The following is a 16,957-nucleotide window of genomic DNA, read 5'->3' as shown; positions in this document are numbered from 1 at the left end:
TAATTTTTACTTTAGCTGATTCCTAAAAAGAAATCAATTTATTAATTTTTTTTCAAAAAAAAATAAGACCTACTGAAAAACAATAGATCCCACTCCTTAATAAAACATCGGCAATACCCCGAAAAACACCATCCCCAGACCGGCTGAGATCAGTATTAGTTTTATCGGATGTAGTTTAAAGCGGAAATAAACAAAGCTGCCAATCACAAAAATAATAATTTCCAGATATTGGAGGGCGGAAAAAAAATCACCTATTGAGTGGATCTCAGACCCCTTACCAATGAATCCGGTGGACATGAGCAGCCAAACTGCCGCGGCAATCAAACCAATCACGACTGGCCGCATCCCATAAAGAGCACCCTGAACCCATTTATTCTGCTGAAAATTAGTAAATGCCTTAGCGATAAAAAGGATGATGATAAACGAAGGTAGAACCACAGCGGTGGTTGTGATCAGAGCTCCCGGAAGCCCGCCCATTTCCATGCCCACAAAGGTCGCGATATTCACCGCAAAGGGCCCGGGGGTGGACTCTGCCACGGCAATAAAATCCGTCAGTTCCAACAGGGTCAACCACCCGTGGGCCACCACTTCCTGCTGAATCAGCGGTATCATGGCGTAACCGCCGCCAATGGTGAATAAACCGATTTTGAAAAAAGTGATAAATAGATCCAGATACATTATTTATCCTCCCCGCTATTTTCCCCGTTTGAATTTTTTTTATTCAGCCAAATCTGATAAGCCAGCCCCGTCACAGCACCGCCCAGCAATAGATAAATGACATTGATGTTGGTAAATGAAGCCAGCCCAAAAGCCAGCATTAATATCAGCACCGTTAGTGGTGTGTATTCTCCCTTTTTACCCATTTTAACCACAGCTCCCAGGATTAAAACAATAACCCCGGCCCGAATTCCCTGAAAGGCATAACCGACCCATTCCAGGCTTTGAAACTCCTGGAAAAACAGGGCAATGAGACTGATAATCGTCAGTGAAGGAATCACCACCCCCAGGGTGGCCAGCAGCGAACCCCAAAAGCCTGCTACCTTATAGCCCACAAAGGTCGCCGTATTGACGGCAATGACCCCTGGGGTTGCCTCAGCAATGGCAAAAATATCCAGGATATCCTCGCTTTCAATCCAGTGATGCCGTTCCACGGTTTCATATTCTATCAGCGGGATCATGGCATAGCCACCCCCAAAAGTAAATAACCCGATTTTTAGAAAGGTCATAAATACGGTTAAAAGTTTTTCCTGGTAATCATTCTTTTCTTTCAAAGCATCTCTCCCTATAAGCTGATCCATTCTATTTTTTCCTGAAAATCGCTGGGTTCACTAACAGCCCATAAAACATAGTTTTCCAAAATAGGATAATTTTTAATCACCACCGGCATTCTTTTTTCGTCTGTAAGAATGGCCATCTCAGAATTGATTGACTCTTCCTTCTGGCAGTCAATCTGAAACGCATGCATCGGCAGTTTAAATCCCTTTCCAGTGTACTTCATATAGGCTTCTTTAAGGGCCCAAAGATCATAAAAAGCCCGTGTCTGTTTTTTTTCCGGTAACGAAAAGAGCCAGTCCGCCTCTGATGGGGCAAAAAAACGTCGCGCCAGTTTTAAATTCGGGCGCCCTATTTTTTGAATATCCACCCCCACTGGCCGGGCTCCCAGACCGCAGACCACATAATGGCCGGAATGGGACAGGTTAAAAAAGATCTCCGGATAATCCGTGAGCAGTGGTTTGCCATCTGCTCCGACTTTTATCTCAAGCGGTTCGTAAATGCCATAGACCTGCTCCACCGCTTTTTTTAGCAGCATTTCAGCTCCCACCGCAAGCGCTTTGGCATCTGGTGTTTTAAGCCGTTCGGCCTTTTCTCGCCGCTGCTTTGAAACCGCTTTGATCACTACTGCTAATCGACGGGGATCATTCAAGATGTGAACATCCGCGATAAAAATTCGGGTTATAGTCGATTCCATTTTTTCTCCATTGCTGACTCCATTGCTGACCTGATTCATACTTTGCCAATTTATGGCGTACAACAGGCGTCTTTTAATCAGTTTACTTCGTTTACGTGTTTTTTAAAACACCCTTTTTACATTATACTAAAAAAGATAAGAGCAGGCAAACAATGGGTCATTGTCTATCTGCTCTTTAGTCCCTATTCGTATCCATTAATGCCTGAATCTCGCTGCGGTTTTTTTCATAGATCACTTCTCGGATTGCTGAGCACCCACCCAAGGTTTTTTTCCCTTGCAATAATTTTTCGGCAAAGGCCATGCAGTTATTTTCACCGCAGTTTTTACAATTGGTATGGGGCAAATATTCGTAAATATCAAAAACGCTAATTTTTTGATCTCTCATGGTTTTCTCCTGTTTTTTCACTTGTTGCTAATTGACATCTCAATATTAACAGATATAACAAAACCTGCTTTTTAAGTGATCTTAAAGAGCAGGCTAAATTTCTTTTGGCAGAGGTAGCAGGATTTGAACCTGCGAATGATGGAGTCAGAGTCCATTGCCTTACCGCTTGGCTATACCCCTTTATTCATTTTCTGTCCCGAAGGTACGCTAAACATTTTATCTGAATTCATTACGATTGTCAAGGAAAATGAATAAAGGATTTGCATTTTATTTTTACTTTATATTCTCACCAATACCAAACACTCTTTTTGCATTCTGGGTGGTGATCTCTCCCACCTCTTCTACTGTGATCCCCCGGATCCGGGCAATTTCGGCGGCCACGAAATGCACATAGGCCGGCTCGTTTCGTTTGCCGCGATGAGGTGTGGGCGTCAGATACGGACTATCCGTTTCAATGAGTAATCGCTCTAAGGGCATCATCGCAACCACTTCCGGCAGTTTTCGGGCATTGCTAAAGGTTAGCGGCCCGGAGATCGACAAATAAAAACCCATGTCGAGAAAGATTTTAGCCATTTCCACCGAACCGCTATAGCTATGCATAATCCCGCCATACGCTGGCGCAAAGTACTCCTTTAAAATCCTGACCATGTCTTCCATCGATTCCCGGTTATGGATCACAATTGGCAGCTTCACTTCTTTGGCAATCACCAACTGGCGGATAAACACCTCCTGCTGGATATCCCGGGGGGAATAGTCATAGTGGTAATCCAGACCGATTTCACCGATCGCCACGACCTTTTCCTTTTTTGCCCATTCTTTTAGCAGCGCATCGTGTTTTGAGGTAATGTAATCCTTGGCATCATGAGGGTGAATCCCCACCGTAGCATAAACCATCGGGTATTTTTCACTCATTGCTACGGCCCGGAAACTTGAAGCCTCGTCGGCCCCGGGATTGACAATAAGCTCAACCCCGGCGTCCTGGGCGTTTTTTAGTACCGCTTCCCGGTCCTCATTAAATTTTTGGTCGTCGATATGGGCATGGCTGTCAATTAACATGTTCGCATCTCCTTTGCTTTTTTTATTAAACTATCTTTTTCGTTTTCATAGACTTCATCGATGACGCCAGCCAGCAGCAGGTTGAGAATCCGGCCGATTTCCTCACCGTTTTTGATTCCCAGGCCCATTAGATCATGACCGTTGACAGCCAGATCTTTTAGCGAAAAACAGGCCTTTTCGGCAATCACCTGATCAAGCAGCGCTTCCAGTCTTTGTAGTGACTCCAACCGGTCATGGTGCTTTGACGCCTTAGCCAGGTTATCCCCCCGCTTAATCGCAATCAGATCCCGAAGCAATGGCTCTGAGAGACGGTTTAGCCAACGCTTGACACTTTTTTTATCTTCTTCAATGATGGTGCCGTGGTATTTCACTAACGCACAGACCTGATCAATGGTTACATTACTCATCCGCAAGGCTGTTAAGCGCTCCCGGGCGATCGCTTCAGAGCACTTACTGTGGCCTTTAAAATGGCCCACTCCGGCAGCGTCCAGGGTAAAGGTCTGCGGTTTCCCCAGGTCGTGAAACAACATCGCCCACCGCAGCCGCGGTACCGGCGCCAGCGTTTCCATTGCCACCGCCGTATGGGTCAGCACATCATAGCAGTGGTGCGGATTCTGTTGATCAAAATTTTTAGCTGGCAGCAGCTCGGGGATCACCACCCCCAACACCGTCGTTTCTTCCAGGATGATCGTTTTGGCGTTTTTGCCACAGATCAGTTTATTCAGCTCAGCGGCAATCCGCTCTGCTGAAATATTGGCAAGTTGTCCACAATTCTGCCGGATGGCGGTACGGGTCTCCTCATCCAGGTCAAAGCCCAAAACCGCGGCAAAACGCAGGCCTCGAAGCATGCGCAAGGCGTCCTCGGCCATTCTTTTGTGAGGATCACCAACTCCGCGGATGATTTTATTTTTGATGTCCGCTGCTCCGCCATAGCGATCAATCAGACCTTTTTGGGGATGATAGGCCATCGCATTGATGGTAAAATCCCGCCTGGCCAGGTCATCTGCCAGGTTTTTGGTGAACTTCACCGCATCCGGATGACGGCTGTCGGAATAATCGCCTTCGGTCCGATGGGTGGTTATTTCGATGGCCATCCCATCAAGGATGATCGTCACAGTACCATGGCGAATGCCTGTTTTTAAAACCCGATGGCCGGTAAAGCAAGAGATAATTTCATCCGGGGTGGCGTCAGTGGTCATATCAAAGTCCGTCGGTGGGGTATCAAGCAGATAATCCCGGACACAGCCGCCCACCAGATATCCACAGAATCCACAGCTTTCCAGCCCTTTAAAGACCTTTTCTACCGGAACCGGAAGACTAAGCTTCATTACTTCCCAGGCCGATGTCGTCGGCAACGGCCCGCATTCCCAAAATCGTTTCCTGCATCAAGTCATCCAGCGAATAGCCGGCCATCTCCGCACCTTTAGCGACGACCTCCCGATTGACCCCGGCGGCAAAACTGGCTGTTTTGAATTTCTTTTTGACTGATTTTAGTTCCAGATCGTTGACACTTTTGGAGGGCCGCATATAAGCACAGGCGGTGATCAGTCCGGCCAGTTCATCGGTGGCATAGAGAATTTTTTCCATCTGATGAGTCGGCTCCACATCCGCACAGATCCCAAACCCATGGCTGACCACGCTGTTGATAAAAGCTTTCTCATAATCGTTGGCTTCCAGAATTTCGACCACCTTGACACAATGCTGATCCGGATATTTTTCATAATCCAGATCGTGAAGCAGCCCGACAATTCCCCAATAGTCGGGATCTTCCCCTTCCAGTTTGGCAAAATGCTCCATCACTCCAGACACCGCCAAACCGTGATTAACCAGAGATTCACTTTCATTATATTCCTTCAATAACGCCAATGCTTTTTCTCGATCTAATTGTGTGTTCATTTTATCTCCTCGTTCTTCTTTTAATTACGTTTATTTTAACACAGTTTACTATTTACTGACAAAGCCAGTTTCAAATTATTAAGATTTTGTCGTTCACAAAAAGCCCTGCCACGGATTTTTTTACTTCCGTTGCAGGGCTGAGTGTTTAACTTTTCGTTTCTTAATAACTCGTCTTATTAAAACCCTGATCCCCAGGTTTGCTGAAATAGTGCATCGATCCGATAGCTCAGGGTTTCGGGCCCAATCCGATAGTTCACTTCATCGACCTGATTCACCGGCATGATTTCCATCAGTGAGTTGGTGATAAACACCTCGTCGGCATCGATCAACTGCTCGCGGGTATAATTACCCTCTTCTATCGGGATGAGGTTGGCTTTTAGCAACTGGATTACGCGGTTTCTGATAATTCCGGCCAGCAGCCCGCAATCCCTTGCCGGGGTACAGACGGTTTTATTTTTAATCAAAAAGAGATTGGTCATACAGCCTTCGGCCAGATAACCGCGGGTGTTATAAAAAATCGATTCGGAAAAACCGCGGGCCTTGGCCTCATTTAAAATCAGCAGATTTTCCAGATAGTTGTTGGACTTGATCGTGACCAGCCGGGCTGTTTCATTGCGTACCGCATCATTGGTACAGATTTTTACTCCCCGGGCAAACATCTGGCGGTCATAATGATTCTCCCGGGCGGTGATTAGCAGGTTGTCTGCTTTTAAGCCCTTACTGAGGGTGACCCGCAGCCCACCCCGATTCATCTCATTTTTTTTTATGATCTTCAGACAGTCCGCCTTAATCTGATCGGGATGACTGGTCAAGTTAAGGCCCATCACCAGGGCACTTTGTTTAAAGCGCTCCATATGATCCGCGAAAAAAACCGGTTTTCCATGGGCTACATTGATGGTTTCAAACACCCCATAGCCATAAAGAAAGCCCTGATCCAGAGAAATCTGGGGTTCTTTTGAAATTTCTCCGTTATAACTGGCGTAGTCCATTGGGTTCCTCCTAAACTGTTTAATTAATAGCGTTTCAGTGCATCCATCAGAGCTCTGCCCTTGTCGAAGGTTTCTTGATATTCGGACTGGTTGTCGGAATCCCAGACGATTCCACCGCCGACCTGAAAATAACCTTTCCCATCCTTGCAGACAATCGTCCGAATGACAATATTAAGATCGAGATCCCCGTTGAAACCAATATAGCCGATCGAACCGGTATAAATGTTTCGCTGGGTGGGCTCCAGTTCATCAATAATCTCCATCGCCCGGATCTTCGGTGCCCCGGTAATCGAACCGCCGGGGAAAGTGGCTTTGACACAATCGATGGCATCGAGGTCATCCTTTAATTCGGCCGTAACGGTTGAGACCAGATGAAAAACGGTCTGATAAGTTTCTAACTTAAACAATTCCGGAACCTTAACGGTGCCGGTTTTAGCAATTTTCCCCAGATCATTGCGCTCCAGATCGACAATCATTAGCAGTTCGGCTTTATCCTTTTCGCTGTTAACCAGAGTCTCCCGATTAGCGGCATCTTCCGCAGCGGTTTTGCCCCGGGGCATCGTCCCTTTAATCGGTCGGGTTTCAATGTTTCGACCCTGAACCAGAATAAAACGCTCCGGGGAACTGGAAACAATCTGTCCTTCTCCAAAATCAATGTAACTGGCAAAGGGAGCCGGGTTAATTTTTCTGAGTTCGCTGTATAATTCCAGTGGGCTAAGCTGTAAATCAGCGTTAAAGCGCTGAGTCAGATTGGTCTGGTAAATATCTCCCGCTAAAATGTATTCGTGAACTGCATCCAGTGCCTTCATATACTCCGGCTTGGTGAAATTACCCCGAAATTCAACATTCTTATTAATTTTAAAGTCTGTACGAATGGCAATTTTGGGATCGCCGACAAATTTTGCGGCTAACCGGCTGATGATATCCGCTTCATTTTCTTCGATTCCCAGGGCGGCCACATAGGTCTTACCTTCTTTATGATCAATAATCACTATCCCATCATAAAAACCCATATAACAATCGGGGATACCCACATCATCCACGGCACTGCGGGGAAATGCTTCCAGATGATGACAGAGATCATAGCCAAAATAACCCACTGCCCCACCTAAAAAAGGAAACGGGGATGGATAATCCATTTTATACTGTTTTAAAAGCTTTTGCAGTTCATCAAAAGGATCTCCCGTAAGCGTTTTCGTCGCTGTTTTGGTTTTAACGGTAATGGCGTCCGCTTTGCTTTTAAAGACCAGAAACGGGTTCCCACCGATAAATGAATAGCGTCCCAGACTGTCCGGGTCTCTGCCGCTGTCTAAAAAGAAACTATAGGGCTCATCTTTAAACAAAAGATAGCACTCAAAACTGCTTAAGTCGGTTTTTATTTCTTGTATTAACATCGCACACCATTTTCTTTTGTCGATTGATAAAAGTTATCCAATAATTCCATCCCCATTTCGGTAAGAATCGCTTCAGGATGAAACTGAACCCCTTCGATGTGGTAGTCTTTATGTCGCATACCCATGATCTCATTTTGATCAGTTCGGGCGGTGATCTCAAAAAAATCCGGTATTTCCTGATTTTCAACCACCAAAGAATGGTAGCGCGTCACCTTCAGGGGATTATTAAGACCATCAAACACGCCGGCATTGTCATGGGAGATGGCATGGACTTTGCCATGAACCGGTTCCAGAGCTTTTTTAATCTTACAGCCAAAGGCCTGACCGATGATCTGGTGGCCCAGACAAATACCCAGGATCGGAATTTCACCCTTAAAACGGTGCACCACATCCAGACAGATCCCGGATTCGTTGGGGGTGCATGGCCCCGGTGATAAGACAATCATCGACGGTGCCATCGCGGCAATCTCGTCCAGGGTAATCTTATCATTTCTCTTTACAATCACCGTTGCATTCAGTTTTTCCAGATACTGAACCAAATTATAGGTGAAAGAATCATAGTTGTCGATCATTAGAATCAATTTTTATACCTCTTAGTATTAGTCATTTTGTAAAGCATTGTACCATACTCCAAGGATTCAATACAATGAATTATAGCAGCAATATTTGGCCGCGATTTTTTTATCGCCGCTTTTTTTTCGCGGTTGATTTAAGCTAGAATTTACCCTCGACGCGATCATCTTTTAACGATTACTTTACTTTTTCTTTCCCTTAATTATTTACAATTTCAATTTGACAAATTGATCTCTGATGTGCTATTATTTGCTCAAGTAAATAAAGCTTTTTTGGTGCCTTGAAAAAGGAGAATAGGGAAACAGGTTAAAATCCTGTAGGGACCCACCACTGTAAAGTCGAGCACAAGTCATGACCACCTCACGGGAAGGGACAAACTGCGATGAAGCTGACTCAGGAGACCTGCCAGAAATGATTCCATTTGGACGACGGTAAAGTTCACATCTAAATTAGATGTGAACTTTTTTATTTAATTAAATCGACCTATCCAAATTTTCTTTTCATCGCCATAGAAATGCTTTATAATAAAATTAAGGAGTATCACATGAAAATCAACACGCGACAACTCGTTTTTATGGCGCTTTTAATTGCCCTCTCTTTTGTAGGAGCCCAGTTAAAAGTTTTTGGCACGATTGCCTTCGATTCACTGCCGGCCTTTTTGGGCACCCTGTTGATGGGACCTCTGGCTGGCGCAATTATTGCTATTATCGGTCATCTTTTAACCGCGCTTACCTCAGGATTCCCAATGACCCTACCCGTTCACCTTGCTATTGGTCTGGGGATGGGGCTGATCATGGTGGCCACCTGGTATACTTATGTTTTTGTTAAAAAGGCCGCAAATGAAATCGTCGCCCTGATCGTCAACGTTATCGTTGCCGCTATCTGCAACGGCCCGATCCTACTTTTACTCTGTTCGCCGCTTTTAATCCCCATGTTAACCTGGCCCGGAGTAATTGCAATGATGTTTCCCCTGGCTCTGGTGGGTGGAATCAATGCCCTGATTGCGGCCCTTGTCTTTAAAGCATTACCCCTATCGGTTAAAAATCAGGTATCTTCGGCAACTTCGGCTCAGGCATAAACTTAAGCTCCGCTAGAACCTGATTCTTAAATGACGAAGTAACTCACAAAATACATGGCACTTACGTTATTATAAAAACCCCCGAATGGAGGACCGTATGAAAACTTATCAATATCGTGACCTATCCGTCATTGAGCTTCCTGATTCCCTCCTGGTCACTGCCTGCGACAGTAGCGGTGGCGTCGGGGAAAAGCCCGGGGATGAACTGTGTGTTGCCACCAAGTACATTTCTGTTTTTGCTGCCCGGGTATGTCTTTTTGAACTGCTGGCCTGTGGCGCCCAGATCATCGGTCTTTCCAACACCATCGTCGGAGAAATGCACCCCACCGGCGAAGCTCTGATTAAAGGTATTCGGGAAGAATTGGAACGAGCCGGTATCGGAGATCTGCCCATTAATGGTTCGACCGAAGAAAATTTCAAAACCAGCATGACCGGTTTTGGCATTTTTGTACTCGGAATGGCCAATCGGTTGCGAATCACTCCCTCAGTATCTGCAGATGTGGTGATCTGCATCGGTAAACCCAAATATGTCAGTGCCCTTATTCTCGATGGCGATCCGGAAATCGCCAATTATCAGGATCTCAAGACCTTAGTTAAGAACCCTGCCGTAAATGAGATCGTTCCCTGCGGTTCCAAAGGGATTTTATACGAAGCCAACACGCTTGCCAATATTTACCAGCTCCAATTTGAACAATTACCTAATGATCTGAATGTAGTGGATTCTTCCGGCCCGGCAACCACCGTAATTGCCAGCATCAAGCCCTCAGCCCTATCCGGACTGGCTGCCATCTTTAAGGATAAGCTGACCATTATTGGTTATTTCAGATAACAAAATATTTGCAAATATCGAGTAGCTAGAAATCCGGATAATTAGTCCGGATTTCTTTGCTCTCACAGAACCGTGCTTACGTTTGCCGTACACGGCTCCTGAAATCTCTCATCGAATTAATAATAATTCGACAGTAATCCAACTTTATATTGACCTAAATCGATGAGTCCCAAGTCTTCAAAGTACTGATTCGGGAGTAGCATGTGGATGATATGGACATTTGAATTCTTCCATTTCGTCACCGCCATCTTTTCACCACTACCTTTGATCCCCTGTTTTCTCATTTCCTTATGCATGGCTTTATATGTTTTCCATTGCTTCATCTTTATCATTCGCAACCTGCGCCGAATCCATGACATCATCTCTGTAATCAATGATTTTATGTTGGCGATCCGATAATAATTCAACCATCCCCGGAGCACTGGATTAAGCTCTTTAATCACTTTTTCAAGTGGCCTTCCGGCATTTCTTCTGGTTATGTTTCTGATTTTGCCCTTAAAACGTTTGATCCGTTTGGGATTGATCACCAGATATTTCGCATAAATCACGAACCCCAGGAATGTCACGCCTTCTCTCACACTGGTCAGCCTGGTTTTCGTCTCATTTACCTTCAGTTTCAATTCTTCTTCCAGAACTTTAGTTGCGTAGGCTTTGTAATTGCCGGCTGTCTGTTTGTCTTTTGCAAAGATGAGGATATCATCTGCGTATCGAACGATCCGCAGGCCTTTGCCCTTCATTTTCTGGTCAAACTGATTGAGGTAGATGTTGCTGAGCAACGGTGAAATGACGCCTCCCTGGCAACTGCCGATTTCTGTTTCGATGAATCGGTCGCTCTGCATCACCCCGGATTTCAGAAACTTCCTGAGCAACCCTAAAACTTTTCCGTCACTGATGCGTTCGGCCACCGCCCGCATTAAAATCTCATGATCAAGGGTGTCAAAGCATTTGCTCAGATCCATATCCACAACTTCTGTCAGTTCGTACCGATTCATAAAGCGTTCGGCCTTGGCAACAGCTTGCTGTGGGGAATGGTTGGGGCGGTATCCATAACTGGATGGATGGAAGGTTGGTTCATAGATTGGTTCAATGATATTCACAATGGCTTGTTGGACGACCCTGTCTTTGACGGTCGGTACCCCCAACAATCGTATGCCGCCATCCGGCTTTTCAATTTCTACCCGTCTGACCGGGTCTGGTTCATAGGTGTTGGTTTTCAGCTTCTCATGAAGAAACTCAATATTCGTTTCCAGTGCTTCATTAAAGTCCAAAACCGTTTCTCCATCAATTCCGGGAGCTCCATGGTTCCGTTTGACCTTTCTGAAGGCCAGCTCCAAATTTTCTTTTCGATAGATCTTATCGATCAGGCTGTACCATTTCTTCATGTTCCACCTCCATTCCTGCTTTACTTTTCCGGCACTCTCCGTTTAAGCTATCTGTTCTTCATTCGTTTCCTTTGACGTTTCTAGCACTCTGGCAATCTTATCTTTATTCCACGAATTACTTCAAATCTGTGTCGTCAAAAGGACTCGCATGGTATTTTATGCCAATTCTTTCGGACCTTCCGGCCTTTCAGCCTTCGTTTAACACCTTCGCTCTTACTTCCCATGTTTCAAAGTAATCTTTGAGATTTCTTCCGCCCTTCGCATCAGATCGGGACTTTTGACCCCGATCCGTCACCGTTATAAAAACAGCATCCTTCACGTTTTCTCCTCCAGTCCATTACTGGCTTTCATTGGCGTGATGTTCATCACTACTATGGCTTCATCTGCATACTGCACCTTCCTTTTGTCCCTTGGTTTCCCTTGTGAACAAACCTACAGCTTCAGATACAGTACTTCCGAGGTTAAGTTACTCCGCTTGCTGTTAAAACGACCATCCAAATATATATGACTCAGCTAATTTTCGGACGTTCCCACTTTTTGAAAGGTTATCCATCATATATACCAACACTGGTTCACTTGCGTTCCGTTCCAACAACCGCCATCAGCTTCCTTCAGACCCTTCCGTCGCCGGAAACGCCCTTGCTTACAGCTTGTCTTCCCAATTAGCCAGGTGACAGGTCTTCTTTCAGACCATTAGCTCGGCAACATGCCTCGCAAACAAAAAAAGACCACCTGGTATTAAGGGTGGTCTCTTTTTTAAGGGGAGGGGTAATTATATTTTAGTTAATCTAGACGTCACAAAAATCCAGAATAAACGTAAAATCTAGGGTTTGAATATCATATACAACAGGTTTGACACTTTAAATTTTTTATAACCGCTGTCCGGTTTTTCTTCGACCGTGATCAACTCTTTTTCCGTCTCTGTTTGGCTTTCATCCGGGTTTTTATCACATTCCGGCAATTTAATAAAGCGGTTGATTAAAAACGCCACAACGATACCAAATACCGTTTCCAGAAGTCTTAAAAGGGCCAGCATATAGGTACCCGTATCCTGAGGATAGGTGGTCATTAAAATGAGAAAAACCACACAGGTAATAACGATAGCACCCGACTTGTTAATTGTATTACACAGATAAATCAGTCCCATAATTCCTAACGGAATGATGAAAACATAGGCGTATTGATATGGGATTAAACGAGCAATAAAAATACCCAACATTCCCGCTACACCTCCAAAGAGGGTTCCCAATATCCGATTCCAGCCCGTTTCAATCGAATTTTCAATGCTCGGTCCCATCGTAATCACAGCCGCAATTGCAGCAACGAGCGGATTGAACTCCGGTCCCATAATTGCAAATACTACCACACAGATAAAGACTGCTAACACCGTTTTTATGTTTCTCATACCAATGGCTGGCAGATTACATAATTTCATGATTTTTTAACTCCAATTATTTTTTTGACTTTTACTATCAACATTTTGTTCCCAGCAAAAGTTTTGTTATAACATGTTTCTTTAACTAGAGTATACTCTCATATGAGATTAAGTCAATAGCGTAATCATTTTCAGGCTGATGTAACTGTTTTCACGCCGCATCTCTTAAGCAAACTCACAGATTTTTTAAGTTTTTAGCCGCCCGGATTTCCCCCATGGCAACGCGTTTCTTGCGAACTGATTTAAGCCGTGCGATCAATTCTTCCTTTTCATCTTGCTTTATCATTTCTTTCATTGCTTCCAGACTGGTTTCAAATTTCTTAATCTGGTCCAATAAGTTTTTGCGGTTGCACATAAACAGCTCCGTCCACATGGGGGCATTAATCATGGCAATCCGGGTCAGATCACCAAAGCTTCCGCCCTCAAAATCAGTGATGGAGAGATCATCCTCGCAATCAACCAGGGCCGCTGCAATCACATGACAAAGCTGGGAAGTAAAGGCTATTTTTTGATCGTGTATTTCGGTGGTGGTCTCAACAATGTGGTTAAATCCCAAATCGGTTACGATATCCCTGATCAACTCAATGTTCTCTGGTTGATTGGTCGGTAAGGGGGTGAGAATATAATTACGATTCTTAAAAATGCGATCATCAGCCCCGCCGAATCCCTCTTTTTCACTTCCCGCCATGGGGTGTCCCGGAATATAGTCAATGTCTTTGCGTAACAGATTGCCCAGGTTTTTAAAGACCACTTCTTTTACTCCAATAATGTCGGTAACAATCGCCCCCGGTTTAAAATCTTCCATATAGAGCGCTAAAAAAGCCAGCGTATCCATTGGTGTCAGACAGATAAAGACCAGATCACACCGGGGCAACATTTTTTGAAGCCCCGCCGAATCCCAGACGCCTTCATCGATCACGCCCCGGGTCCGGGCGGTTTTAATCACTGCCGGGTTTAAATCATAAGCCCAAATTTCTTTGGGGCCTTGTTTCCTGAGTCCCATGGCCAGTGCACCGCCCATCAGACCCAGGCCGATAAAGCCAACGATGGAATCTTCTCGGTTTTTCATTAGATCACCTTATTCTCAAATTCGGCGTATTTTTTAACTGTAATCATGATTTTATGGAATTGTTCCGGGGTAATGGATTGTTCCCCATCGCAAAGGGCCTCTTCGGGATTATTGTGGACCTCAATCATCACACCATCGGCACCAACGGCAATGGCCGCCTTAGTCAATGCTTCAACGGTCCAGGATAGCCCGGTGGCATGGCTGGGATCAATAATAATGGGCAGGTGGCTTTTTTGTTTAAGTACCGGGACACAACTAATATCCAAGGTGTTTCGGGTGGCCGTTTCAAAGGTTCTAATCCCCCGTTCGCACAAGATCACCTTATCGTTTCCTTCTTTCATGATGTATTCGGCCGACATCAAAAATTCCTGCATGGTTGATGACATCCCCCGTTTTAGTAAAATAGGCTTGTCAATTTTCCCCAATTCCCGGAGCAAATCAAAATTCTGCATGTTTCTTGCCCCGACCTGGATAATGTCGACATCTTCAAAAGCTGGCAGATGTTCAAGTGACATCAGTTCGCTGACAATTGGAAGTCCAGTTTCTTTTCTGGCTATTTTTAATAACTCCAGCCCTTCATAACCTAAACCCTGGAATGCGTAAGGCGAAGATCGTGGTTTAAAAGCACCACCGCGCAGAAAGGTGGCTCCAGATTCCTTTACACTTTTGGCAATCGCCACAACCTGTTCCTCACTTTCGACTGAACACGGACCAGCCATGATGCTAATAGTGCCTTCGCCAACTTTTCTGCCCTTAACATTAATAATGGTGTCATCGGGATGGAATAAGCGATTGGCTTTTTTGTACGGTTCCTGAACTCTGAGGACATTCTCAACAATACGATTCGAACGGATTTTTTCCACATCTGCCAAGGTTGTATCCCCTACTATTCCCAGAATCGTGTGATCCACACCTTTTGAATAATGGATGTTCAGTCCCTGTGTTTCAATCATTTTGATTAACCTCTTGATATCTTCTTCATTTGTGTTGGGTTTAACGACTACTATCATTTTTTCCTCCATTATTGTTATTCACTGACCACTCACTTTTTATCTTCTGTGCACCGAAGACCACCGAAAATCGGTCGCTTGATTTTCCGTGATTCGTAGACAGCCACCAATTTGCTAGCATGACGCTTGGCTTTTGTCTTGCGAAAAAAAAAGGAGACTTCCTAAGAAGTCTCCTAAAAATCAACTTTTATTCAATACACCTGTATCGCTAAAAATTTCTCATGGATTCTCAAAGGAACTTAATTTATTGTACGCAAAATAACCAAAGCTAAAGAACCAATAACTTTGGGTGTTAACGTAATAATATTCATTTAAGTTTCTTCTTAACTCTTCCATGATATTCCTCTCAGGACACATAAGAAAACAAATTTCTACTAAACATAAAAACTGCAACGTGTATTTTGATTTATTATAGACTTAAATTTTACTAATGTCAAATAAATAGTTCTGATTTTCTGTTAATTTTTTGTTCTTTGATTTCACGTATTGACAAGGTTCACGATTCGTGTTATATTGCTTATAATTCCTACTGGAATGATATGTAATAAAATTCACTGCAATAGAATCCCAAAAATCCAAAGGAGAAAGCAATGAAAGATACCCGAAAATTTGAAACCCTTCAACTACATGGGGGGCAAAACCCAGATCCTACCACTCACGCGGTGGCTGTTCCCATTTATCAGACGACCTCATATGTTTTTGATAATAGCGAACACGCCCAGCGCCTTTTTGGATTAGAAGAACCCGGTAATATTTATACCCGGATCATGAACCCCACCACTAATGTTTTGGAAGAACGAATGGCTCTTTTGGAAGGCGGTGTTGGTGCTCTGGCTTTTGCTTCCGGATCGGCCGCCATTACCGCAACAATTCTAAACATCGCCGGTACCGGTGATGAACTGGTTGCCGCGTCGACCCTTTACGGGGGCACCTACAATCTGTTAAGTGCCACCCTGCCCCGGCTTGGCATTAACACCACTTTTGTTAACCCGGATGATCCTGAGCGTTTTCGAACTGCCATTAACGAAAATACCAAGGCTATTTATATCGAGTCCTTAGGTAATCCGGCTATTAATATTTGTGATGTCAAGGCGGTTGCCAAAATCGCCCATGATAATGGTCTGCCGCTGATCGTTGATAATACCTTTGCCACGCCTTATTTATTTAAACCCCTGGATTTTGGTGCGGACATTGTGGTTTATTCGGCCACCAAATTTATCGGCGGTCACGGTACTACTATCGGTGGCCTGATCGTTGATGGTGGCACCTTTGACTGGGCCGGTAGCGGCCGCTTCCCGGTATTTACCACCCCGGACTCCAGCTACCACGGCATTACCTACGCGACTGACATCGGCGCTGCCGCCTTTATTGTCAAAGCCCGGGTTCAGCTACTCCGGGATACTGGCGCCTGCATCAGTCCGTTTAATGCCTTCCTGCTTTTACAGGGTCTGGAAACCCTATCACTGCGACTGGATCGGCATCTGGAAAACACCCAAAAAGTAGTGGCGTTTTTAAGTGACCATCCGAAAGTTACCTGGGTTAACTACCCCTCACTGCCTGATAACCCCTACAAGAATCTTTCCGAAGAGTACTTTAAAAAAGGTCCCGGCTCTATTTTTACCTTTGGGATCAAAGGCGGCATTGAAGCTGCCCGGAAATTCATTGACAGCCTGAGCCTGTTTACACATCTGGCCAACGTGGCCGATGCCAAGTCCCTGGTTATCCATCCGGCTACCACCACCCATCAACAGCTTTCCGGCGACGATCTCATTGCTGCCGGTGTTACCGAAGACATGATCCGTTTGTCCATCGGGCCGGAACATAGCGACGATATTTTAGCTGATTTGGATCAGGCTTTGGCTAAAGTCTGATAATTTTATTACCCGGAGGTA

The 16,957-nt window shown here is 44.8% G+C and carries 18 protein-coding genes, 1 tRNA gene and 1 riboswitch; of the genes, 3 read left to right on the top strand and 16 right to left on the bottom strand.

What is annotated here, in order from left to right:
* Positions 1–96: 96 nt before the first annotated feature.
* From U2P91_RS04155 to U2P91_RS04105, 11 genes are all read right to left on the bottom strand, one after another.
* Complete coding sequence (locus U2P91_RS04155; protein ID WP_322519107.1) at positions 97–678, bottom strand: chromate transporter; 582 nt, start codon at positions 676–678, stop codon at positions 97–99.
* Complete coding sequence (locus tag U2P91_RS04150) at positions 678–1,298, bottom strand: chromate transporter (protein WP_322519106.1); 621 nt, start codon at positions 1,296–1,298, stop codon at positions 678–680. The genes U2P91_RS04155 and U2P91_RS04150 overlap by 1 nt, the downstream gene beginning before the upstream one ends.
* Positions 1,283–1,969, bottom strand: coding sequence for a 4'-phosphopantetheinyl transferase family protein (locus tag U2P91_RS04145; RefSeq protein ID WP_322519105.1), 687 nt, complete (start codon positions 1,967–1,969; stop codon positions 1,283–1,285). Before U2P91_RS04145 ends, U2P91_RS04150 begins: the two co-directional genes overlap by 16 nt.
* A 175-nt stretch (positions 1,970–2,144) precedes the next feature.
* Complete coding sequence (locus U2P91_RS04140; RefSeq protein WP_322519104.1) at positions 2,145–2,354, bottom strand: (Fe-S)-binding protein; 210 nt, start codon at positions 2,352–2,354, stop codon at positions 2,145–2,147.
* Between the two features lie 105 nt (positions 2,355–2,459).
* Positions 2,460–2,534: transfer RNA gene (locus U2P91_RS04135), tRNA-Gln, on the bottom strand.
* Positions 2,535–2,627: 93 nt separating this feature from the next.
* Complete coding sequence (locus U2P91_RS04130) at positions 2,628–3,410, bottom strand: TatD family hydrolase (protein ID WP_322519103.1); 783 nt, start codon at positions 3,408–3,410, stop codon at positions 2,628–2,630.
* The gene (locus tag U2P91_RS04125) at positions 3,404–4,765 is read right to left on the bottom strand and encodes a CCA tRNA nucleotidyltransferase (RefSeq protein WP_322519102.1); all 1,362 of its coding nucleotides are present in this window, start codon (positions 4,763–4,765) and stop codon (positions 3,404–3,406) included. Before U2P91_RS04125 ends, U2P91_RS04130 begins: the two co-directional genes overlap by 7 nt.
* Complete coding sequence (locus U2P91_RS04120; RefSeq protein ID WP_322519101.1) at positions 4,728–5,306, bottom strand: HDIG domain-containing metalloprotein; 579 nt, start codon at positions 5,304–5,306, stop codon at positions 4,728–4,730. The genes U2P91_RS04125 and U2P91_RS04120 overlap by 38 nt, the downstream gene beginning before the upstream one ends.
* Positions 5,307–5,482: 176 nt before the next feature.
* Positions 5,483–6,295 (bottom strand): aminotransferase class IV, encoded by an 813-nt coding sequence (locus U2P91_RS04115; protein ID WP_322519100.1) that lies wholly within the window; start codon positions 6,293–6,295, stop codon positions 5,483–5,485.
* A gap of 23 nt (positions 6,296–6,318) precedes the next feature.
* Entirely contained in the window at positions 6,319–7,689 is a 1,371-nt protein-coding gene (gene pabB, locus U2P91_RS04110) for an aminodeoxychorismate synthase component I (protein WP_322519099.1), read from the bottom strand.
* A complete protein-coding gene (locus U2P91_RS04105) occupies positions 7,683–8,270 on the bottom strand; it encodes an anthranilate synthase component II (RefSeq protein WP_162624528.1) in 588 nt (195 codons plus the stop codon). The genes pabB and U2P91_RS04105 overlap by 7 nt, the downstream gene beginning before the upstream one ends.
* Before the next feature lie 248 nt (positions 8,271–8,518).
* A riboswitch (cobalamin riboswitch) is annotated at positions 8,519–8,687 on the top strand.
* 119 nt (positions 8,688–8,806) lie between these two features.
* Between U2P91_RS04105 and U2P91_RS04100 the strand changes: the two genes are divergently transcribed.
* Together U2P91_RS04100 and U2P91_RS04095 are read left to right on the top strand one after the other, a co-directional pair.
* Positions 8,807–9,340: an ECF transporter S component gene (locus tag U2P91_RS04100; protein WP_111888869.1), complete on the top strand. Its 534-nt coding sequence runs from the start codon at positions 8,807–8,809 to the stop codon at positions 9,338–9,340.
* Positions 9,341–9,437: 97 nt separating this feature from the next.
* Positions 9,438–10,169, top strand: a complete 732-nt coding sequence (locus U2P91_RS04095) for an alpha-ribazole-5-phosphate synthase (RefSeq protein WP_111888868.1) — start codon at positions 9,438–9,440, stop codon at positions 10,167–10,169.
* A 116-nt stretch (positions 10,170–10,285) separates the two neighbouring features.
* Here the strand turns inward: U2P91_RS04095 and ltrA are convergent, their stop codons facing one another.
* The 5 genes from ltrA to aroF all read right to left on the bottom strand — a co-directional run bounded on the left by ltrA (position 10,286) and on the right by aroF (position 15,065).
* On the bottom strand, positions 10,286–11,551 hold the full coding sequence (gene ltrA / locus U2P91_RS04090; protein ID WP_322519002.1) for a group II intron reverse transcriptase/maturase: 1,266 nt from the start codon (positions 11,549–11,551) through the stop codon (positions 10,286–10,288).
* A 187-nt stretch (positions 11,552–11,738) separates the two neighbouring features.
* Entirely contained in the window at positions 11,739–11,870 is a 132-nt protein-coding gene (locus U2P91_RS04085) for a hypothetical protein (RefSeq protein WP_322519001.1), read from the bottom strand.
* A gap of 504 nt (positions 11,871–12,374) precedes the next feature.
* Entirely contained in the window at positions 12,375–12,986 is a 612-nt protein-coding gene (locus U2P91_RS04080) for an FUSC family protein (protein ID WP_322519098.1), read from the bottom strand.
* 175 nt (positions 12,987–13,161) lie between these two features.
* A complete protein-coding gene (locus tag U2P91_RS04075; protein WP_322519097.1) occupies positions 13,162–14,055 on the bottom strand; it encodes a prephenate dehydrogenase in 894 nt (297 codons plus the stop codon).
* Positions 14,055–15,065, bottom strand: a complete 1,011-nt coding sequence (gene aroF / locus U2P91_RS04070) for a 3-deoxy-7-phosphoheptulonate synthase (RefSeq protein ID WP_322519096.1) — start codon at positions 15,063–15,065, stop codon at positions 14,055–14,057. The genes U2P91_RS04075 and aroF overlap by 1 nt, the downstream gene beginning before the upstream one ends.
* A 590-nt stretch (positions 15,066–15,655) precedes the next feature.
* On the opposite strand from aroF, the gene U2P91_RS04065 reads away from it, so the two are divergent.
* Positions 15,656–16,936: an O-acetylhomoserine aminocarboxypropyltransferase/cysteine synthase gene (locus U2P91_RS04065; protein WP_322519095.1), complete on the top strand. Its 1,281-nt coding sequence runs from the start codon at positions 15,656–15,658 to the stop codon at positions 16,934–16,936.
* Positions 16,937–16,957 lie beyond the last annotated feature (21 nt).

Source organism: Acetobacterium sp. K1/6 (assembly GCF_034438075.1).
Taxonomy (GTDB): Bacteria; Bacillota; Clostridia; order Eubacteriales; family Eubacteriaceae; genus Acetobacterium; species Acetobacterium carbinolicum.
The sequence above is the reverse complement of the archived record's forward strand: the minus strand, read 5'-3'. Positions and strand labels throughout refer to the sequence as shown.